Source organism: Avibacterium volantium, from assembly GCF_049366555.1.
Classification (GTDB): domain Bacteria; phylum Pseudomonadota; class Gammaproteobacteria; order Enterobacterales; family Pasteurellaceae; genus Avibacterium; species Avibacterium volantium_A.
This window is the reverse complement of record NZ_JBMMGT010000005.1, coordinates 32,525-54,119: the sequence shown is the minus strand read 5'-3', so window position 1 is coordinate 54,119 and position 21,595 is coordinate 32,525. Positions and strand designations below refer to the sequence as shown.

Sequence of the window (21,595 nt, the reverse complement as noted above, 5' to 3'; positions counted from 1 at the left end):
CTTAATTTATTTTGTTGCGTTTTCGCCAAATTTGTTGCCAATCAAAAAGGCAATTAAGCCAAACAATAAAGACGGCACAATGGCGTGAAAATCAAACAGTTTAATACTGGCAGCAGTTAAGCCCACATAGCTGCCCAAACCTACCACCATTGAGCAAATTGCGCCAACGGCATTAGCTTTTTGCCAATATAGCCCCAGCACGATAACCCACAAAAACGCCGCTTCCAATCCGCCAAAGGCGAAAAGGTTGAGCCAGATGATCATTTGGGGTGGATTTAACGCAGCTAAGATCAAAAGTGCGGTCAAAATTAGCGTGATTATTGAAGAAATCCAGCTAATTTTTTTCTGATTTTGTGCCATTGCTGGCTTGGCGCTGAGATATAAATCCTTCACAAAAATTGATGATGATTGAATCAGTTGCGCGTCAATGGTGGACATAATGGCAGACATTGGCGCAGCAAGGAAAATCCCTGCCACAATCGGCGGTAGCACTTGCAACATTAAGGTTGGGATCACCTGATCTGGCACATCTAAAGCGGGTAAAATGGCTCTGCCTAACGCCCCTGAAAGGTGCATTCCCAGCATTACGAGGGACAGCACCACCGTGCCGATCAGCATACCATTATGCAAGGCTTTGCTATCTTTAAACGCCATACAACGCACTGCGGTATGAGGCAGCCCCACCACGCCAAAGCACACCAAAACCCAGAATGAAGCCATAAATTGAAAGCCAAGCATATCGTTTGGCCCATAAGGGCTAGTTAAGTGCGGATCAATTTCGTTAAGTTTTTGCACCGCACTTTCTACTCCGCCTGCAGCATAAATGGTCGCGCCGAGCAAAATGATCGTGCCAAGAATCATCACCGTTCCTTGAATGGTATCGGTTAGCACCACGGCACGAAATCCGCCAATAAAGGTGTAAAGCCCCACGGTAACGGCAAAAATCAGTAGCGCATTGGTATAGCTAATGCCAATGGTAGTTTCTAACAAGCGCGCACCACCGATAAATTGCACCGTCATTGCGGCAAAAAAGGCGATGAGCAAGGCGATACAAGAAATCCAAACCAAATATTTATTTTTGTAACGATAAAGCAATAAGTCATTGATCGTTAAGGCTTTACTTTCACGCGAGAGCAAGGCGAACTTTTTCCCAAGCGCGCCTAATGCCAGCCATACCGCAGGCACTTGAATCATTGCAAGCAACACCCAGCCTAAGCCAAATTTATACGCCGCACCCGGGCCGCCCACAAAAGAGCTAGCACTGGCATAGGTGGAAGCAGTGGTCATCGCTAGCACAAAGCCGGTCATTGAGCGGTTACCCACATAATATTCTGTTAAAAAATCCCCTTTGGAACGTTTTGTATAAGCATAAATCGCCGCGCCAAACACAAAGGCAAGGTAAATCACTAGGGGGAAAATAATGCCAAGATTCATTGTTCCAATATCCTTATTTAACGTCCTTGTTCAGTGTCCTTGTTTTCTGGCTCAATATTTTCTAAATCAATCTCTTGATAGACGATTTTTACCACCCAATAAGCCACCACAATAAATAGCACGGGCAAATAAATACAGACTAGCTCAAACCAAAGCGGAAAGCCCAAAGGCCCTTGCTGCCCTTTTGGCAAATAAGCACATAAACACCAGCCCAGCACATAAAGCAAGGTCAAGCCAAATGCCCAACGCGCTTCTTTTGTCGCTTGCTGATAACGAGAATGTTGTTTCATAGTGTGAGTTGCACTCCTGTATTTTTCACCTTTATTGCTAGCAAAATCGAGGGCGAACCTAGTTGTTCGCCCGCGTCTAATCTTAGCAAAATATATCGACAAAAATCACCTTAAATATGTTGAAAATTGTCGGTTAATCGTTATTGCTTTTGAGCAAAAAAAGAGATTGCTAGGAATATTTCTTGCGAAAATAATTTCACAATTTTGCACCGCTCTTTTATACAAAATAAAGAAAAAATGCCGCAATAAAAAAGGCGTTATCTAAAACGCCTTTCGATCAAATAATGCAATTAATCGTGCATTCCTAATTTCTTCTCCAAATAGTGGATATTTGTGCCACCGTTTTGGAAGTTTTCATCGGATAGGATCAATTCGTGCAATGGAATATTGGTTTTAATTCCGCTGATAATGGTTTCTGCCAAGGCATTTTGCATACGGCGAATGGCCACTTCACGGGTATCCCCATAGGTGATTAATTTGGCAATCATTGAATCATAATGCGGTGGCACGCTGTATCCTGTGTAAATATGCGAATCCCAACGCACTCCTAGACCACCCGGTGCGTGTAAATGTTCGATTTTACCTGGTGAAGGTAAGAAGCTCTTCGGATCTTCCGCATTGATACGACATTCAATGGCGTGGCCGCGCACTTTAATGTCTTCTTGTTTGATAGAAAGCGGTAGGCCTGAAGCGATTAATAATTGCTCTTTCACCAAATCCACGCCGGTAATCATCTCAGTTACAGGGTGTTCTACTTGAATACGGGTGTTCATTTCGATGAAGTAAAACTCACCGTTTTCATATAAGAATTCAAATGTCCCCGCACCACGATAGCCAATTTCCACACAGGCTTTAGCACAGCGTGAACCAATATCACGGCGCATTTCTTCGGTAATACCTGGTGCTGGCGCTTCTTCCACCACTTTTTGATGACGGCGCTGCATTGAACAATCACGCTCTGCTAAATAAACCGCATTGCCGTGCGTATCTGCTAACACTTGGATTTCAATATGGCGTGGATTTTCTAAATATTTTTCCATATAAACCATATCGTTGTTAAATGCTGCTTTAGCTTCCGCTTTGGTCATCGCGATGGATTCTTCTAAAGAATTTTCATCACGCACCACGCGCATACCACGACCACCGCCGCCGCCAGAGGCTTTGATGATCACAGGATACCCAATGCGTTTAGCGATTTCTTTGTTTTTCTTCATATCGCTGCCAACAGGGCCATCAGAACCCGGTACACAAGGCACGCCGGCTTTTTTCATTGCGTTAATGGCAGACACTTTATCCCCCATTAAACGGATTACGTCCGCAGTAGGGCCAATAAAGGTGAAGCCTGAGCGTTCCACTTGCTCGGCAAAATCAGCATTTTCAGACAAAAAGCCATAACCTGGGTGAATTGCGTCCGCGCCTGTCACTTCTGCCGCAGCAATAATCGCAGGGATATTCAAATAACTTTTAGTCGAAGGGGCTGGCCCAATACACACGGTTTGATCTGCCAATAAAACGTGTTTGAGATCGCGATCAGCGGTGGAATGCACCGCCACAGTTTTGATGCCAAGCTCTTTACAGGCACGCAAAATGCGTAACGCAATTTCTCCACGATTCGCAATTACAACTTTTTCTAACATAGGAATGATCTCTTAGAATAGTAAGATAGGGCGTTTGCCCTACCTAGATAGAAATGAATTATTCGATAACGATTAACGGTTCGTCAAACTCAACCGGTTCACCGTCATTAATTAAGATCGCTTTTACCACACCTGCTTTGTCAGCTTCAATGCGGTTCATCATTTTCATTGCTTCAACAATACAAAGGGCATCGCCCACTTTCACGGTCTGTCCCACTTCAACAAATGGTTTGGCATCTGGGCTTGGGCTGCGATAGAACGTTCCCACCATTGGTGAACGCACTTGATGACCTGATACTTCCGTAACCGCTGGCACTTCTGCTACTGGGGTTGGTTGTGTAACTGCTGGGGTTGTAGGCTGTGAAACAGGGGCAACACTTGGTACGGTATATTGCACCGCAGTGGCTGAAGGTGAACCACGATTAATGCGAACAGATTCCTCGCCTTCAGAAATTTCAAGCTCCATAATGCCTGATTCTTCAACTAATTCGATGAGTTTTTTAATTTTACGAATATCCATAGTTTTTTCCTAAAATGTGAATATTTTTCACCGCACTTTATGGCTAACACAAAGTGCGGTGGTTTTTAAACTTAAATTTCCGTGGCAAAGATTACCTGAAAACAATCCTTTTTGCGACAAAATTCTGTCAATTTCGCGAAATTTTCGGCAAATTATGCCTTATTTTCTAAATATTGTCGCGCATAATGGAAAGCAAATTCATAGCCTTGCGCACCTAATCCGCAAATCACGCCTTCTGCCACATCACTAAAATAAGAATGATGACGGAACGGCTCACGTTTATGCACATTAGACAAATGCACTTCCACAAAAGGAATAGCGACAGCCAGCAAAGCATCACGCAGCGCAACACTGGTGTGCGTATAAGCCGCGGGATTAATAATAATAAAATCCACCTGTTGAAAACTTTGATGAATTTTCTCGATCAATTTTTCTTCACTGTTCGCTTGGAAGCAAGTGAGTTCAATTTGATGTTCATTTGCAAGCTGTTGCATTCGTTGCTCAATGGCACTTAAAGACAACGTGCCGTAATGCTTTGGCTCACGTTTGCCGAGCATATTTAAATTCGGGCCATTAAGTAACAAAATTCGTGCAGATGCTGACATAATTAATCCTTTTCCCTTTAACTTTTTGCATTATAACGATTTTTCTAAAAATTGCCGTTGCCTTATGGCTGGTCGAACCAATGCAAATTTTAATCCATATTCACTTTGACGATATTTTCGCTGTTCAGTTCCAATAATGGTAACGTTGAACCTTGCCACGGGCGAATAAGCTGATATTGCATAAGATCTAGCGTATCCAAGCCCGGCGTGGTATCTGGTGTGTAACGCTGCGCAATGCGAGCCAGTTGGGTTAAACCAAAGCTACTTTCTAAAGATGAGCTGATCACCGCCATAATGCCTTGTTGATGGGCCTGTTCAATCAGTTCAACACAACGCGCAAGGCTGCCCACTAGAGTCGGTTTAATAATAATTGCGGCTAAGTGCGGTTCTTTTTTCACTTGAAAATTTGGCTCGCGCACGCTTTCGTCCCACGCGATAGCAATGCCTGTTTCAGCGGCGAACTGACGGCTTTCTTCAGGGGTTTTGCAAGGCTCTTCCAAAAATTGAATACGCCCACGATGTTCAGGCTTAATATATTTGGCAAACAGCTGCGCTTTCGCAGGCGTCCAAGCTCGGTTCGCATCTAAACGTAATTTAAGATCAGGAATGGCTTCCAAAAACATATCAGCAATTAAGCCATCACGATTGGCTTCGTATAAGCCTACTTTGATTTTCGCTACTTTTTCCCCTTCGAGCTGATCTAGCTCTGCATAAAGCTCATCAGGATCGCCATAGCAAAGAGGCGCAGTGCGGTAATTCCCTTGCTCCGGCAATTCGCCTTTCATTTCTGCCAAGACACAACTTAGCCCAAACGCCACCGAAGGATACAATCCGTCCAAGGACAATTTTCGATTTTCGCTGCGTGCTACGTCCCAATCTTTCAACCATTGGATCGCCTGCTCTTGCGCTTGTTCCAAGGTTTCTTGGCTAAATTCAGGCAGTGGGGCAATTTCCCCCCAACCCTCGTGTTCGCCACAACGAATTTGCACCAACAACCCCTCACGCAATTTCAAAAAGCGATTGCGTAACACCACTTGCGAATCCATTGGGATTTGATAACGATAAAGTTGATAAGAACGCATTATTTTTCTCCTTGAATGTGGGTCTTACAGGTAAATTTTTTAACGATAATCAGCAGAACGCTGATGAGTAAAAGGATTAAAGAAAGCAGCAAGCCCGTGATGAGTGTCGCAAATAAACTATGCCAAAAGGGGGGAATCAGCCCTTTGAAAAAGCCTTCCAGCACGGCTAAGGCAAGGAAGCCACACATAAATTCAATGGAAAAATGGAAAAACACCGTACCTTGCAACAGGGCTTTCAGCCAACTGCTTTGACGCAATGCCTTGTGCCATTGTAATTGATTGCGACGGAGTAATTGATAATCTAAAAAGGTGTAAAAGGCGATAAAGCACAACACCCCCACTACCATTCCGAGTACAGACATCACATCACTCGCCACCAATAGCCCAAAGAAAAAGCACAACGCCGCATTCAGACCAACCACTCCCGTCCAAAATACTGTGAGTTTTTTAAGTGAAATAGTTTGCATAGTCATAATTAAAACCAAAGTGCGGTCAAAAAACACTGTGATTTTTTGACCGCACTTTTGCTTATGGGTTACGCTTAAACTTCGCGAAATCTGGGGCACGTTTTTCGTTGAAGGCGTTGCGACCCTCTTGCCCCTCTTCAGTCATATAGAACAGCATTGTGGCGTTGCCAGCTAGTTCTTGTAAGCCTGCTTGTCCGTCGCAATCGGCGTTTAAGGCAGCTTTCAAGCAACGCAGGGCGATTGGGCTGTTACGCAACATTTCACGACACCAACGCACAGTTTCTTTTTCTAACTCTGCGTAAGGCACAACGGTGTTCACTAAGCCCATCTCTAAGGCTTCTTGGGCGTTGTATTGACGGCATAAGAACCAGATTTCACGGGCTTTTTTCTGCCCTACAATGCGTGCCATATAGCTTGCCCCCCAACCGCCATCGAATGATCCTACTTTCGGGCCGGTTTGACCGAAAATGGCATTGTCCGCTGCAATGGTGAGATCGCAAAGCATATGTAAAACGTGGCCGCCGCCGATCGCGTAGCCTGCCACCATTGCCACCACAGGTTTCGGGCAGCTACGAATATTACGCTGAAAATCCAACACGTTGAGGTGATGCACGCCCGCGTCATCTTTGTAACCGCCGTAATCGCCACGCACTTTTTGATCGCCGCCTGAACAGAACGCTTTTTCCCCTTGTCCTGTTAGCACGATCACCCCCACATTTTCATCAAAACGTGCATCTGAAAACGCGTGGATCATTTCTTTCACCGTCTGCGGACGGAAAGCGTTACGCACTTCGGGGCGGTTAATGGTGATTTTGGCAATGCCGTCGGTGGATTTGTGATAAAGAATATCGCTATAACCTTCACTGTGATCCACCCACTCAACAGGGGCATAAAGCACATCATCTTTTGGATTTTGCATAATAAATTCCTTTGCTAATAAAAACTTTCCGCATTATAGCTTAATCTGGGAATGACGAAAAGCACCGCCCTTTGACAAACAAAAAGCCCCGCTTTCGCGAGGCTTTGGCTTACCGCAAAAGTGCGGTGTTTTTTTTGGGAAGAATTACGATTGACGCGTAATAATGTTTCCATCTACATAATCAATGGTAATTGGGCTGCCCGGCAATAATTCTCCTGAGAGAATTTTTTGTGCCAATGGGTTTTCCACTTCTTGTTGGATTGCCCGTTTAAGTGGTCTTGCTCCATAAATTGGGTCATACCCGATTTCACCGATGAAATCTAACGCTGCGTCAGTAAATTCTAGGTGATAGCCGTGCGTTTCCATACGTTTTTCTAAACGTTGTAATTGGATTTTCGCAATGGTGCGAATGTTTTCTTTATCCAATGGGTGGAACACCACGGTTTCATCAATACGGTTGATGAACTCTGGGCGGAAATGCTGGCTCACTACCGACATCACCAATTCTTTCATCGCACTGTAATCTAAATCACGGTTCGTTTGGATTAAATCTGAACCGAGATTTGAGGTCATAATCACTACGGTGTTACGGAAATCTACCGTGCGACCTTGCCCATCTGTTAAGCGTCCGTCATCAAGCACTTGTAATAAAATGTTGAAGACATCGGCGTGTGCTTTTTCAACTTCGTCCAATAACACCACAGAATATGGGCGGCGGCGAACAGCTTCGGTTAAGTAGCCCCCTTCTTCATAGCCTACATATCCCGGTGGGGCACCCACTAAGCGAGAAACGCTATGTTTTTCCATAAATTCTGACATATCAATACGTACCATCGCGGTTTCGTCATCAAATAAGAATTTCGCTAAGGTTTTACACAATTCGGTTTTACCCACCCCAGTTGGCCCTAAGAACAAGAATGAACCAATTGGGCGATTTGGATCGGATAATCCCGCACGGCTACGGCGAATGGCGTTCGCTACTGCTTCCACCGCTTCATTTTGTCCAACCACACGTTTGTGCAATTCTTTTTCCATACGCAAGAGTTTCTCTTTTTCCCCCTCCATCATTTTGGATACAGGAATGCCTGTGGCACGGGAAAGCACTTCGGCGATTTCTTCATCAGTAACACGATAACGAAGCAAGTGCATTTCTTTGTTTTCCGCACTTTCTGCTTGAGCCAGTTGTTTTTCAAGCTCTGGAATGCGACCGTATTGCAGTTCGGACATTTTGTTTAAATCACCCACGCGGCGTGCTTGTTCCATTTGGGTTTTGGCATTTTCCAATTCCGCTTTAATGTGTTGCGTGCCAGAAAGCGCTGCTTTTTCGCTTTTCCACACTTCTTCTAATTCCGCATATTCACGCTCTTTTTCAGCTAATTCTTTTTCAAGCATTTCTAAGCGTTTGCGGCTGGCGTTATCGTCTTCTTTTTGTAACGCTTGTTGTTCCAATTTTAATTGGATAATACGGCGATCAAGGCGATCTAACGGCTCAGGTTTTGAGTCAATTTCCATACGAATACTTGATGCTGCTTCGTCAATTAAATCAATGGCTTTATCTGGCAACTGACGATCGGAAATATAACGATGCGAAAGGGTTGCTGCCGCCACGATTGCTGGGTCTGTAATTTGAACGTGATGGTGAATTTCATAACGCTCTTTTAAGCCACGCAAGATCGCGATGGTATCCTCAACACTTGGCTCGTCCACAAACACTTTTTGGAAACGGCGCTCAAGTGCGGCATCTTTTTCAATATATTGACGATATTCATCAAGGGTGGTGGCGCCCACACAGTGTAGCTCTCCACGCGCCAATGACGGTTTTAATAAGTTACCCGCGTCCATTGCCCCGTCAGTTTTACCTGCACCAACCATTGTGTGAATTTCATCAATGAACAGAATAATACGCCCTTCTTCCTTAGCAATTTCATTGAGAACCGCTTTTAAACGTTCTTCAAACTCACCACGGTATTTTGCACCCGCAATTAATGCCCCCATATCAAGGGAAAGCACGCGTTTATTTTTTAATCCCTCTGGCACTTCACCATTTACAATACGTTGTGCCAAGCCCTCTACAATGGCGGTTTTACCAACACCTGGCTCACCAATTAATACTGGATTATTTTTACTACGGCGTTGTAACACTTGAATAGTACGGCGAATTTCTTCGTCACGTCCAATCACAGGATCTAACTTGCCACTTTCTGCACGCGCAGTTAAATCAATGGTGTATTTTTCTAATGCCTGACGGCTTTCTTCTGCATTTTGGTCGTTCACTGACTGACCTCCTCGAATTTGGTTTATTGCTTGTTGTAAATTCTCTTTTTTTGCACCGCACTTGCGTAATATTTCGCTTAGGCTGCCTTTTTCTTCTAATGCGGCTAATAAAAAGAGTTCTGATGAAATATATTTATCTTGTTTTTGCTGTGCGAGCTTGTCGCATAAATTTAATAAATTCACCAAGTTGCGTGAAATCTGCACATCACCACCGTTACCTGAAACCTGCGGTAAGCGGTTGAGTTCAGCATTAAGCTCATTGCGTAACATCGCAACATTCACGCCACTTGCGGTTAAAATCGGTGCAACGGAACTGCCTTCTTGATTTAACAAGGCCGCCATTAAATGCACGGGTTCGATAAACTGGTTATCTTTGCCTAAAGCTAAAGACTGTGCTTCGCTCAAAGCTTGTTGAAATCTTGTGGTAAATTTTTCTATATTCATAATCTATTCTTCCTCAATATTAAATTCTGTTGCCTAGCCTGTATGCCTCGGCTTGCTTGTTCAAGTAAGTGAGGACTAATTTGGCAATTTCAAGCGTAAAATGAAAAAAATTTAAAAAAATCTATTAATCATTTTAGAACGATAGGTTGCACTAATGGAGAGTTTACTCAATCTCACTTCACCTTTATAATTGCGACGAATTAACGATTTTCAATAAGGACGGAAAAATGCAATTTTCCAAAATGCACGGATTAGGCAATGATTTTGTGGTGGTGGATGCGGTAACGCAGAATGTTTACTTTCCAACGGAAACCATTAAAAAATTGGCGGATCGCCACACAGGAATTGGCTTTGATCAACTTTTAGTGGTTGAGCCACCTTATGATCCTGATTTGGATTTTCACTATCGCATTTTCAACGCAGACGGCAGTGAAGTGGCGCAATGCGGCAATGGTGCGCGCTGTTTTGCCCGTTTTGTTACAATGAAAGGTCTGACGGATAAAAAAGACATCGCCGTGAGTACCGCCAAAGGCAAAATGATCCTAACGGTGCAAGATGACGGAATGATCCGCGTGAATATGGGCGAACCGATTTGGGAACCGGCGAAAATCCCATTTATCGCCAACAAATTCGAGAAAAACTACATTTTACGCACAGACATTCAAACCGTATTATGTGGTGCGGTTTCAATGGGCAACCCACATTGTGTGGTGCAAGTTGAGGACATTACCACCGCTAATGTAGAACAATTAGGCCCACTATTAGAAAGCCACGAACGTTTTCCAGAACGCGTAAACGCAGGCTTTATGCAAGTTATCAACCGCAATCACATTAAATTACGCGTTTATGAACGTGGCGCTGGCGAAACCCAAGCCTGTGGCAGTGGCGCTTGTGCCGCTGCAGCAGTAGGAATTATGCAAGGCCTTTTGGATAACAAAGTGCAAGTGGATCTTCCGGGTGGTAGTCTTATTATCGAATGGCAAGGCGAAGGCCACCCACTTTATATGACAGGCGATGCCACGCATATTTATGATGGGGTGATTAGGTTGTAATTATCCATTATTTTGCATCGCACTTTGCTTTTCACGCTGTTTTTAATAGAGAAATTGAAATGTACCAACAACTCAACAATTATTGGAATTATCTGCGCATTGAACGACAGGTAAGTCCACATACATTGAGCAATTACCAACGCCAGCTTGAGGCGGTGGTGGCGTTGTTGCAGGAAAATGAGATTTCCCAGTGGCAGCAGGTAACCCCCAGTGTGGTGCGCTTTGTGTTAGCGCAAAGCAAAAAAACAGGCTTGCACGAAAAAAGTTTAGCTTTGCGCTTATCAGCATTACGCCAATTTTTGAGCTTTCTTGTTCAGCAAGGAGAGCTTTCGGTTAATCCTGCGGTTGGCGTATCAGCACCGAAGCAAGGCAAGCATTTACCGAAAAATTTGGATAACGAACAGGTTCAACAATTATTAGCCAACGACAGCAAAGAGCCAATCGATTTGCGAGATAAAGCAATGTTGGAGCTAATGTATAGTTCGGGGTTGCGTCTGTCTGAATTGCAAGGGCTGAACTTAAACAGCATCAATCTGCGTGTGCGTGAAGTGCGTGTAATCGGGAAAGGCAACAAAGAGCGAATTTTGCCTTTTGGGCGCTATGCTTCGCACGCGCTTCAACAATGGCTAAAAGTGCGGTTGTTGTTTAATCCAAAAGATGATGCCTTGTTTGTTAGCCAGCTTGGTAACCGAATGAGCCACCGCTCAATCCAAAAACGGATGGAAGTGTGGGGCATTAAACAAGGGCTATCTAGTCATTTGAACCCTCATAAACTACGCCATTCTTTTGCCACACATATGCTTGAAAGTAGTTCCGATTTACGCGTTGTGCAAGAGTTACTCGGGCATAGCAATCTTTCTACCACACAAATTTACACCCACCTTGATTTCCAACATTTAGCACAGGTTTACGATTCCGCACACCCGAGAGCAAAACGAAAAAAATCGTGAAAATTGCATCGCACTTTGTATTAAACAATTTTTATCCTTTCTATCTAACATTTTTTAGCAATAAACTATTATTTATCCCTTGACAAGACACGTTCTTTTCCTTTGAATAGGGAGATTTTTGTAACAAGCTCTTTTTAAGAGAAAACTCGACTTTCTAGTTCATTTAACATGGAGTAAAAATGAAACCCGTTTCACGCAAATTACCTGGTTGGGTGCATATTCCTTTGGCTATCCTTCTGTCAATTAGCTTTATTCAAACTGCAATAGGTTTTGAGGACTTGTTTGGTCAAGTTTTTTCTTGGGCTTTTTCTGGCGCAATCACGATTTTAATGTATGGCTTTACATTGTTGATCGGCTATAGACGATTAAATTCATTACCTATCTTTGGTTTACTTGTTGGTTACTTTATTGTTTCACTCTTTTCTTTCACAGGAAATTTCAATTCTGTATATACATCGTATCAAAAAGAGCAGCTATTTCGAGATGAGCTAGTAAAGCATAAACAGCAATTACACGATGTGGTAAATGCTGCGGATAAAGCGTTAAATAGTTTTAGCCCTGAAATCACTCAAAAGCGTAACCGTTTAGAAAGTTTAACTGAACAATTAGTTAGTCAAATCACTGATCCTAATCGACCGGGGTTAGGAAACCGTGCATTAGAACTTATCTCTGAAATTGAAGGCGTATTAGGAGAAAAATTGACTGAGTTTGGAACGAGAGGAGGAGATTGAAATGCGATCGCACAACGATATAGAGAAAATATTGATCAAATTGCGCGCCGTAAACTAACATCTAAAGACTATGAGCGTATTGAAGAAGTTCGCCAAAATATAATGAAAAAAGAAGAAGATACGATTGAATTAATTGATAACGTATTACAAACTTCTGCATCAGTAAAAGAATATGGTTTTGAAACTAATTTAAAAGTAACACATATGATTAATGAGATAGGTTCTACAGTACAAGAATTTATCAATAATCCAGCATTATTTAAATTTAAAGCAATACCTTTTGAAACTCAAGAAATTGGAAAGCTTGCATTTTCTTTTAAATCAGGATTTACACAACATATTTTAGTAGGGTTCTTGTTTACTATTTTATGTCTATTTATTGACTGGGCTGTAGTATTAAGTTTATTGATCTTCTTTGGAAATAAAGAAACTAAACCTATTATTAATTCTGGTCGTCAAATATAGGAGTCGAAAATGAAAGATAATTTATTTATAGAAACAGAGAATAATATGAAAGAACCTGCTGAACAGAAGAAATTAAGATTTACTGACAATCTTTCTCTTAACTTAGGAAATTCATTTGAACAAGATAATTTTGAAATTTTCAATGATTTACCTCTTAATCTAAAAAACTCAGTTGATCAAGATAGATTTGAGTTTTTTGATGATATTTCGCTGAATTTAGATAGTTCTAGTGAGAATACCACGTTAGGCAGCGGAACTAATAATGAACCTAAATTTACAGAAACACCTGCACCAGTGCTTGATAAATATCAATCTAGAATGCCGATACAAAAAGAATTAACGCGCACGCTGGATCTCGATATTGAACAATATTGTCAGCGTTTATTCGAATTAAATGAAGATGAAGATAAACATTATGTGTTATTTTTCGGTCAGCCAGCCTCGGGAAAAACTTGGATTATTGGTAGTTTATTGCATTATATGAAAAACCATCTTGGTGGAACCGTATATTTAGATACAGATAATAGTACAGAAAGAGAAGAAGAGTTATTTTATCAGCTACAAGATAATTTTAATGGTGTTGCTTTTGCGGAAAGAATAACAAGTACAGATACGAAACAATATTTTGAATTCCACGTTTCATTTACGCCAAAAGATTCAAATAAACCTCCAATTAACTTTGTATTTATTGATGGTTCTGGTGAGCATTCAGAGCAAGCATTTAGAAAAAAGGTCAGAAAGAATCAGGTAAGTTACCAAATTATTTAGCTGCAATTTTAGAATCAGATGTTAAAGCAACCTTATTTTTTGTTTATGACCAATCTTTAAAAGATGTAGAAGGGGCAACTCCACAAGTTAATATATTAGATGCAGTATTTACGCATATCCAACAAATTCAGAATCGTTATGATAAATTCTTTTCAAAAGCATTATTGCTTTCTAAAGGAGATCGCATTGAATTAATGGATTATGAAACAGTAGAGCGTAATGGATATGATCCTATGCTTTATGCGATGGAAAAAATTCCAACCTTTGCAAATAGTTTTTTTAATGAGTCAGAACAAAATAAAACCATTTTTTATAAAATGGGGCAATTTTCTGATAATTCTGATCGTTTATTAGAATTTGATAAAGAATGTCCTGAAAAAATATTCAAATGGCTTTATATGTCAGGAACAGGAGGTGTATCCCCCGTTAAAGAACTCAGTCTTTGGCAAAGATTTCTGAATTGGTTCAAAGGAAAATAAGGATAATAGCTATGGTTGAGAATAGAAAGTTTGTTGGATTTGGTATTGTTGGCGCACCAAAAGGCAGACAATATTCAAGTGCGGGTGCGGATAAAGAAATACATTTTGCGAAATATTTTGATTTAGACCAAATATATGGAGGAGCATTGCCTTCTCCTAAACAAGACCAGTTAAGTACCACATTATATTATTTAACTTATCAAGAGATTGCTAATGGTCAGAAAGTATTAGGTATTGCTGAATATTATTCAGTAGGAGAAATGGGACAAAGTCGTCCAGGAAGTTACTTAGGCTCTTTTGTCGAATCTATCAATACTCGTTTTACTTCGGCAGAAAGTATTTTTTCTGCATTAGATAAAATGAATCAATATCAGGTGATGAATTTTATCGATCGTGAAGAGATTTGCTATAAAGCGTTAATTGATGATGTTGATTTTGATTCACCAGAACTGGAACTGGATACAATAGCAAATTCTTTACAAAAATTCAGATCTCGTTCTATTTCAGTTACATTTAAAGAAGATCTCTATATTTATTTGTCAAATAATCGAGAATGTGTAGATATATTAAATTTTATTTTAGAAAAAGATTTATATTATATCTATAATAATATTTATTTTTCATCGAGTGATGAAATCTATGAGAGATTAAAAAATAAGAAAAAAGGTATAAAAATAATCTCATCTTCATCCTTACTTTCATCAACAGTATCATTTTCTAATGAAATTTCTACTTTATATCAACAAGAAATTTTGCAATTAAAACAGAAGTACCAACATCAATTAGAATACCAAAGAAAAATTCTTGAAGTAGAAAAAGATAGCGAAATTTCAGCAATTATGAATGATAATGATAGGATTAGACGTCAGTTGCAAGAAGCTGAGACTAACCTAAGAATGCAAGCTGAATATTTCCAAAATAATAAAACACTGGTTAATTTTGCGGAAGATATTGTTAAAGTTTTTTCTCAGAACAAAGAAAATATATCCTTAATTGATATAAATGAACTACCTACTATCCAATCTGATAGAAATTTATATCAAGATTTAATAGAAAGATTTGATAAAGTCAATAGAAATATCAAAGAGTTAGATTTCCACTATATTATGCAGAAGCCTAAAGAAGTGAGAAAGGAATCTATATTTACTTGGATGTTTTTTATTCTCTCGCTTATTTTTGCTATTGTCATCGGTGTACAGAGATTTACAGGCGGAAATGATTCACCTGCAAATAATACAGAGAATGTGAATAAATTGACAAATGAGATAACTTCAAAGTTAGAGAATATAGAAAATAAACTAATTGAACAGGATAATAGAATAAAAGAAATTAGTAATAACTTAATCAAAAAGCGCCCAAATCCTAGTAATAAAAAGAAATAAATATTGCAATATTCTAGGTGTTGTTTATATTGTCTTTATTATAAAAATAGGATATAAAATTATATATTATTCAATTTGGGGGCTAATGTAATAACCCCTATTTTAATTATATTGTTATAAAGCTTTGAGTGTACTATTTCTCTTCAACAATATTAAAACAAAGGTAGCGATTAATAGCACAAATGCGGCGCCGATATAAAGGTTTTGTTTTTCCCACCCGTTGTCTAATAACACACCTGCGATCATTGGGGCGAGGATTGCGCCGATGCGTCCAATGCCGATTGACCAGCCAACTCCCGTACCTCGTATATCACTAGCGTAGATGCTTGGGTTTAGGGTGTAAAGCCCGCTGATACAGCCGTTAATTAATGCGCCTACAATGACACCTAGTACCATTGCAAGCCATAAAACAGTCGAAGAAAGAATAAAAGCAATGACGGAAATTGCTGCAATGATCGTAAAGAAAATTAAGACGTTACGCGCAGACCAATAGCTTGCTAATAAGCCATAGAACAATGCCCCACAAGTGCCACCTAAAGAAATCATCATACCAATGGTGACACTTTGTTCTGTGGTCATTCCGGCTTCTTTTAATAGGGCGGGCGTCCAAGAGCTAATGAAATAGAAACTAAACATTATCGCGAAGAAGGCTAACCAAATGGCTAAAGTCGAGCGACGATATTGTTGATTAAATAGTTGGGTAATAGGGGCTGCTTTCGCTTTGTGTTGCTTGATTTCTGGCAAAGAAAATGAGGAAATGCCGATTTTTTGCAGAATTTTGTTTAATCGAGCTTGAGCATTCTTTGGTTGTTTATTGATTAAATAATCAATGGATTCAGGTAGCCATAATACTAAGCAAATTAAGCATAATCCCGTTAAAATTGCGCCTGCAAGGAAAACGGAACGTCAGCCATATTCCGCTTGTAAGGCAACAGCAAAAAGCCCCCCTAAAATCGCGCCAATACCAAATCCTGCGGCATAAATACTGATAGCAAGGCTACGCCATTTTTTGGAGGAATATTCACTGGTTAGCACGTTTGTACCGACCAAAATACCGCCAACCCCTAAACCAGTTACAACACGCCAAATGCCTAGAGAATAGGAGTCTGCGGCGAAAAATGAACCTAACATTCCCGCAGCAGAAAGCGATACGCTGATTAATAATAAGGGACGGCGTCCAATTTTGTCTGCAAGAGGCGCAAGAAAGAGTGAACCGGCGGTCATTCCGAATAATCCTGCACTAAGCAACGAGCCTAACTCCGCGCCACTTAAACCAAATTCGTTACGGATACCTGTGGCAGTAAAAGCGAGTGCAAGGACATCAAAGCCGTCTAACAGGTTCATTATGGTTGCCATAACGACAACCGCCCATTGGTAAGAGCTCATTGGCTGTTGGTCGATGATCTGTCGTATATTCATTGTGTTTCCTTATTATGTGTTGATGAATAAATCCTTTTATTGCTTTGTGATTTGCTGAAGTTTACGCAAAATGACATTCAGTACCACGCCGTAGGCGGGAACGAACAGCACGATGCCAACAAAAAGTTTGAAAAGGTAATCCACAAAGCCAAGCTCAAACCAATGTTTTACCATAAAAGGATCGCTGCTTGCGTAAAATGCAACGGAGAAGAATAAGAAGGTATCAGTCATTGAGCCAAAAATCATTGAGCTACTCGGCGCAATCCACCAAGTTTTGAGTTGGCGTAAGCGGTTAAAGACTAATACATCTAACAGTTGCCCAAAAACATAGGCAACAAAACTGGCAATCGCAATGCGGAAGACAAATAAGTTGAAGTCAAATAAGGCTTCAATGCCTTGATATTGCGTATCTAAAAAAAGTGTGGAAATCACATAACTGATGATCAATGCAGGGAACATCACAACGAAGATAATCCACCTCGCTTCTTTCGCACCAAAAATTCGCACGGTTAAATCTGTAGCAAGAAAAATAAATGGGAAAGTGAGCGTTCCCCAAGTGCTGTGGAATGAGAAATCTTCTAGCCCAAACAGATGAAGTGGCAATCGGATTTCAAAGGGAATTTGGACTAAATAGTTGCTGGCGGCAATAATAAAAATGTGGAAAAAACTTAAAAGAATTAATGCCTTGCGTTTTTGTTGATGATTAAAGATCGGAGAAGTTACTTTCATCTTTTATACCTTTTTGTTGAAAATATTGGGGTGAGGGAACCCAAATTAATGGAAAAATTTAATATATCTGCGAACAGCCACTTACTGATATAAGGGTTATTCAAAGGAAAGCAGATAATACGTATTTTTGTTGATATTTCAAGGAATATATCTGTTTATTTCACGAAAATAAGTAGAAAAAGTTATCTAATATAAAGTGCGGTGGTTTTTTATAAATTTTTTATTGGATAGAGGAAAGGGCGAAAACAAAACTAGCTTTCACTGAGTTTGCCGTTATTCACGCTAAAAGTACGGTGTTTTTCTGGTTGCATTTCTTTGAGTTGGTTGTGAGTGATTGCGCTCACAAATACTTGTGAGCCGCTTTGTTGTAAGCGTTCGGCAAGTAGAGCGCGTTTGGTTTTATCTAATTCAGACGCGAAATCGTCAATTAAGAAAATACAATGGCGATCTTTTTGTTGGGTTAAATGTTCCCCTTGTGCCAAACGCAAGGCGCACATTAGCAGTTTTAATTGTCCGCGCGAAAGCACATCTTCTACGGGTAATCCATTGGCTTTAAAGCGAAAATCAGCTTTTTGCGGGCCTGACACGGTGTAGCCAATGGCACGATCACGCTCAAAATTTTGCCGTAATAACTCGGCGTAATCGCTATTTTTGTCCCAACCTTGGTGGAAGCTCACGCTGATTTCTAGTTCAGGTAGAAACAGTTGGCAAGTGCGCTCAATTTCAGGGCGTAAGGCTTCGGCATAATCAGCACGCCATTGGCTCACTTGGTTGGCGAGATTGACCAGCTCTTTATCCCAAATATGAATATGTTCGTAGCGAAAGGCTTGTTGCAAAGCGGCGTTGCGTTGCTTTAATAAGCGGTTAAGCTGGCTCCACACAGGGTGAAATTGGCTGTGATGGTGAAACAATCCCCAATCTAGAAAAGCACGGCGGTAGCTTGGTCCGCCGTTAAGCAAGGTGAGTCCTTCTGGGGTGATCATTTGCATTGGCAATAAATGGGCAAGATCAGCGATTTTTTTCGCTTCTTCACCGTTAATTTTAACCTGCGTGTTACCTTGACGGTTTTTTTGCAAACCCACTGACCATTGATGTTGCTGCTCTTGGATTTTTCCGTACAGGGTGAAATGGGGGTGTTCGTAAGAAATGATGCGATTTGCCACCGCACTTTTAAAAGAGCGGCCGTGAGCAAGATAGAAAATGGCTTCCAGCAGGCTGGTTTTGCCACTGCCATTGTTGCCTACTAAAAAGTTAAAGCCGTGATCAAATTCCAGATCCACGGCAGTTAAATTGCGAAAGTTTTCAACAGTTAAGCGTGAAATGGCCATAGATTATAAACGCATCGGCATAATCACATATTCTGCGCTGTTGTCGTCCACATCTTCAATTAAACAGCTTGATGAGGCATCTGTTAAGCGCATACGCACTTGCTTACATTTGAGTGCATTTAGCACATCGAGCAAATAGCTCACGTTAAAGCCCACTTCTAATTCATCGCCTTCATATTGAATATCGATCACTTCTTCGGCTTGTTCTTGTTCTGAGTTGCTTGCTGTAATGGTAAGTTGATTTCCTGCAAGCTGTAAACGCACGGTGCGAACTTTGTCGTTGGACAAAATAGCTGCACGGGCAAAGGCTTGTTTTAGGCTTTCCCAATCACCAGTCATAATGCGTTGCGCATTGCGTGGTAGCACGCGGCGATAATCAGGGAATGGGCCATCAATCAATTTTGAGGTGAAGATAATTTGCCCTAAATCAATGCGCAGATTATTCGTGCCGATTTGTACTTGTGCAGGCGAATCATTGGCTTCAAGCAAACGAGCTAGTTCAAGCACCCCTTTGCGTGGCAAAATAACAGAATGAATTTGTAAATCTTGCTCTAAGGCAATGGTGCAAACGGCAAGGCGGTGTCCGTCTGTGGCTACGGTGCGGATTAAATTTCCTTCAGTTTCAAATTTCATTCCATTTAGGAAGTAACGCACATCTTGGTTTGCCATCGAAAATTGGGTGGCATCAATTAAACGGCGTAAGGTGGCTTGGGTGGTGGTGAAATCCACTTCAGCTTGCCAGTCAATGAGATTCGGGTACTCATCGGCAGGCAGTGTGGTGAGATTAAATTTACTGCGTCCACAATGAACTAACGCTCTTTCTTCTTCAAAACTCACAGTAATGTCTGAGCCATCAGGAAAACTACGGCAAATATCAAGAAATTTTTTCGCTGGAATGGTAAAGCGCCCATCTTGTGTTGCGCTATTTAATTGCGCTTGGGTTGAAAGCTCTACTTCCATATCCGTTCCAGTCATTGTTAGCGTTTGCCCACTAATGTTGAGCAATACATTGCTTAATACTGGTAAGGTTGGGCGGCTGCCTAATACGCCACATACTTGTTGTAAAGGTTTTAACAGATTTTCTCTTGATACAGTAAATTGCATAGTTGCGTCCTTAAGCTGATAAGGTTCGGATTAAATTAGACCAATCTTCTTGAATGCTTGGGTCTTGTTGTTTGAGTTTATCCACACTGCGACAAGCGTGCAACACGGTAGTATGATCGCGATCACCAAAGCTGCTGCCAATTTCAGGGAAGCTGCGGTTGGTGAGTTCACGCGACAGTGCCATTGCAATTTGGCGTGGACGTGCCACCGATCGGGCGCGGCTTTTTGATTTAAGATCCGCCACTTTTATGCGGTAATATTCTGCCACCACTTTTTGGATATTTTCCACCGTTACCAATTTTTCTTGCAACGCCAGCATATCTTTGAGGGTTTCGCGCACAAAGTCAATAGTAATCGGCTTGCCGGTAAATTCTGCATTAGCGTGTACGCGGTTGAGCGCGCCTTCCAACTCACGCACGTTGGTGCGTAATTTCTCACCGATAAACAGCGCCACTTCTTCTGGTAAGCGCATATTTTTTTCTTCCGCTTTCTTCAATAAAATGGCGACACGGGTTTCAAGCTCTGGTGGCTCAATGGCAACACTTAATCCCCAGCCAAAACGGGATTTTAAGCGATCTTCGATCTTCTCTATCTCTTTTGGATAGCGGTCTGAGGTTAAGATAATTTGCCGACTGCTTTCAAATAAGGAATTGAAAATATGGAAAAATTCTTCTTGCGTGCCATCTTTGCCGGCGAAGAATTGAATATCATCAATCAGCAAGGCATCTAAAGTGCGGTAGAATTTTTTGAAGTTTTCCATTTTGTCTTCTTGCAAGGCACGGACATACTCTTGCATAAAGCGTTCGGCGTGAATATAGATCACGCGTGCTTCAGGCTTGGTGGTTAAAATCCCATTGCCCACAGCGTGTAATAAGTGGGTTTTACCAAGCCCTGTGCCACCGTAAAGAAATAGCGGATTGGCGCTTTGCTCCCCAGGGTTAATCGCCACTTTTTGTGCCACGGCTCGGGCCAGTTGGTTGGATTTCCCCTCCACAAAGTTTTCAAAAATGTGCTTGGTATTTAAGTTAGAACGATAGCTGGTTTTTTGCTCGCTTGGCTGCGCTGGCGCATTATTCTGAGCTGCAGCAGGTGGCGGTGTAGCTTTACGCATTGCAGGCTTTGAACCTTCTTGCACTTTCACACTAAAATCCGCATTGCCAGAAAATTGTTGGGCTAAACGGCTGATTAATTCAAGATAATGAGTTTCCACCCAGTTTTTAACAAAAACGTTGGAGGCATATAACACCATATTGTTTTCACCCACAATATCAGCTTGCAATGGGCGTAACCAAGTGCTGAAATCCGTTGGTGAAACTTGATCTTGCAGTTGTGAAAGGCAATCCTGCCAAAGTGATGCGAGCGTGGTTTTCATTGTTATTATGTCTAGTTTATCAGTTAAACGTTTGAATCGTCCGCAGAAAAGTGCGGTGAGAATTCGGCTAATTTTACAATAAAGTTAAGAAAAGATCTTTATAAAAGGATCAAAAAAATCGAAAAAGGCTGCTTGAGATTTCTG

The 21,595-nt window shown here is 41.2% G+C and carries 20 protein-coding genes and 1 pseudogene; 7 read left to right on the top strand and 14 right to left on the bottom strand.

The annotated features are described in order from the left end of the window. Positions 1-6: 6 nt before the first annotated feature. From panF to clpB, 9 genes are all read right to left on the bottom strand, one after another. Positions 7-1,434 carry a sodium/pantothenate symporter gene (panF, locus tag ACLS0A_RS02315; RefSeq protein WP_416082247.1) on the bottom strand — a complete coding sequence of 476 codons (1,428 nt, stop codon included), beginning with the start codon at positions 1,432-1,434 and terminating at the stop codon, positions 7-9. Between the two features lie 17 nt (positions 1,435-1,451). Beyond that, a complete protein-coding gene (locus ACLS0A_RS02310; RefSeq protein WP_416082246.1) occupies positions 1,452-1,724 on the bottom strand; it encodes a YhdT family protein in 273 nt (90 codons plus the stop codon). A 290-nt stretch (positions 1,725-2,014) separates the two neighbouring features. After that, positions 2,015-3,361 (bottom strand): acetyl-CoA carboxylase biotin carboxylase subunit, encoded by a 1,347-nt coding sequence (gene accC / locus ACLS0A_RS02305; RefSeq protein ID WP_416082245.1) that lies wholly within the window; start codon positions 3,359-3,361, stop codon positions 2,015-2,017. A 58-nt stretch (positions 3,362-3,419) separates the two neighbouring features. Then, positions 3,420-3,881, bottom strand: coding sequence for an acetyl-CoA carboxylase biotin carboxyl carrier protein (gene accB / locus ACLS0A_RS02300; RefSeq protein ID WP_330933988.1), 462 nt, complete (start codon positions 3,879-3,881; stop codon positions 3,420-3,422). Positions 3,882-4,033: 152 nt separating this feature from the next. Further along, positions 4,034-4,486, bottom strand: coding sequence for a type II 3-dehydroquinate dehydratase (aroQ, locus tag ACLS0A_RS02295; protein ID WP_416082244.1), 453 nt, complete (start codon positions 4,484-4,486; stop codon positions 4,034-4,036). 89 nt (positions 4,487-4,575) lie between these two features. After that, on the bottom strand, positions 4,576-5,568 hold the full coding sequence (gene menC, locus ACLS0A_RS02290; protein WP_416082243.1) for an o-succinylbenzoate synthase: 993 nt from the start codon (positions 5,566-5,568) through the stop codon (positions 4,576-4,578). After that, positions 5,568-6,041, bottom strand: coding sequence for a hypothetical protein (locus ACLS0A_RS02285; protein WP_416082242.1), 474 nt, complete (start codon positions 6,039-6,041; stop codon positions 5,568-5,570). Before ACLS0A_RS02285 ends, menC begins: the two co-directional genes overlap by 1 nt. Positions 6,042-6,096: 55 nt before the next feature. Continuing rightward, positions 6,097-6,954, bottom strand: a complete 858-nt coding sequence (gene menB, locus ACLS0A_RS02280) for a 1,4-dihydroxy-2-naphthoyl-CoA synthase (RefSeq protein ID WP_416082241.1) — start codon at positions 6,952-6,954, stop codon at positions 6,097-6,099. Between the two features lie 144 nt (positions 6,955-7,098). Continuing rightward, the gene (gene clpB, locus ACLS0A_RS02275; RefSeq protein WP_416082240.1) at positions 7,099-9,672 is read right to left on the bottom strand and encodes an ATP-dependent chaperone ClpB; all 2,574 of its coding nucleotides are present in this window, start codon (positions 9,670-9,672) and stop codon (positions 7,099-7,101) included. A gap of 227 nt (positions 9,673-9,899) precedes the next feature. Between clpB and dapF the strand changes: the two genes are divergently transcribed. The 7 genes from dapF (at position 9,900) to ACLS0A_RS02240 (ending at position 15,499) form a co-directional block, all read left to right on the top strand. After that, positions 9,900-10,724, top strand: coding sequence for a diaminopimelate epimerase (dapF, locus tag ACLS0A_RS02270; RefSeq protein WP_416082239.1), 825 nt, complete (start codon positions 9,900-9,902; stop codon positions 10,722-10,724). 59 nt (positions 10,725-10,783) lie between these two features. Next, the gene (xerC, locus tag ACLS0A_RS02265; protein WP_416082238.1) at positions 10,784-11,674 is read left to right on the top strand and encodes a tyrosine recombinase XerC; all 891 of its coding nucleotides are present in this window, start codon (positions 10,784-10,786) and stop codon (positions 11,672-11,674) included. Between the two features lie 179 nt (positions 11,675-11,853). Beyond that, entirely contained in the window at positions 11,854-12,405 is a 552-nt protein-coding gene (locus ACLS0A_RS02260) for a hypothetical protein (RefSeq protein WP_416082237.1), read from the top strand. 102 nt (positions 12,406-12,507) lie between these two features. Then, entirely contained in the window at positions 12,508-12,870 is a 363-nt protein-coding gene (locus ACLS0A_RS02255; protein ID WP_416082236.1) for a hypothetical protein, read from the top strand. Positions 12,871-12,879: 9 nt separating this feature from the next. Further along, on the top strand, positions 12,880-13,638 hold the full coding sequence (locus ACLS0A_RS02250) for a hypothetical protein (protein WP_416082235.1): 759 nt from the start codon (positions 12,880-12,882) through the stop codon (positions 13,636-13,638). Between the two features lie 194 nt (positions 13,639-13,832). Next, positions 13,833-14,117 carry a hypothetical protein gene (locus ACLS0A_RS02245; protein WP_416082234.1) on the top strand — a complete coding sequence of 95 codons (285 nt, stop codon included), beginning with the start codon at positions 13,833-13,835 and terminating at the stop codon, positions 14,115-14,117. 11 nt (positions 14,118-14,128) lie between these two features. Further along, positions 14,129-15,499 carry a hypothetical protein gene (locus ACLS0A_RS02240; RefSeq protein WP_416082233.1) on the top strand — a complete coding sequence of 457 codons (1,371 nt, stop codon included), beginning with the start codon at positions 14,129-14,131 and terminating at the stop codon, positions 15,497-15,499. Between the two features lie 114 nt (positions 15,500-15,613). Here ACLS0A_RS02240 and ACLS0A_RS02235 read toward each other — a convergent pair. The 5 genes and pseudogenes from ACLS0A_RS02235 to dnaA all read right to left on the bottom strand — a co-directional run bounded on the left by ACLS0A_RS02235 (position 15,614) and on the right by dnaA (position 21,451). Further along, positions 15,614-16,918 (bottom strand): annotated as a pseudogene (locus ACLS0A_RS02235) (MFS transporter). 36 nt (positions 16,919-16,954) lie between these two features. Further along, positions 16,955-17,647 (bottom strand): 7-cyano-7-deazaguanine/7-aminomethyl-7-deazaguanine transporter, encoded by a 693-nt coding sequence (locus ACLS0A_RS02230; protein WP_416082232.1) that lies wholly within the window; start codon positions 17,645-17,647, stop codon positions 16,955-16,957. 251 nt (positions 17,648-17,898) lie between these two features. Continuing rightward, positions 17,899-18,975, bottom strand: coding sequence for a DNA replication/repair protein RecF (gene recF / locus ACLS0A_RS02225; protein WP_423105254.1), 1,077 nt, complete (start codon positions 18,973-18,975; stop codon positions 17,899-17,901). Positions 18,976-18,978: 3 nt separating this feature from the next. Then, the gene (gene dnaN, locus ACLS0A_RS02220; RefSeq protein ID WP_194750894.1) at positions 18,979-20,079 is read right to left on the bottom strand and encodes a DNA polymerase III subunit beta; all 1,101 of its coding nucleotides are present in this window, start codon (positions 20,077-20,079) and stop codon (positions 18,979-18,981) included. 10 nt (positions 20,080-20,089) lie between these two features. After that, the gene (dnaA, locus tag ACLS0A_RS02215; protein ID WP_423105253.1) at positions 20,090-21,451 is read right to left on the bottom strand and encodes a chromosomal replication initiator protein DnaA; all 1,362 of its coding nucleotides are present in this window, start codon (positions 21,449-21,451) and stop codon (positions 20,090-20,092) included. Between the last annotated feature and the right edge of the window lie 144 nt (positions 21,452-21,595).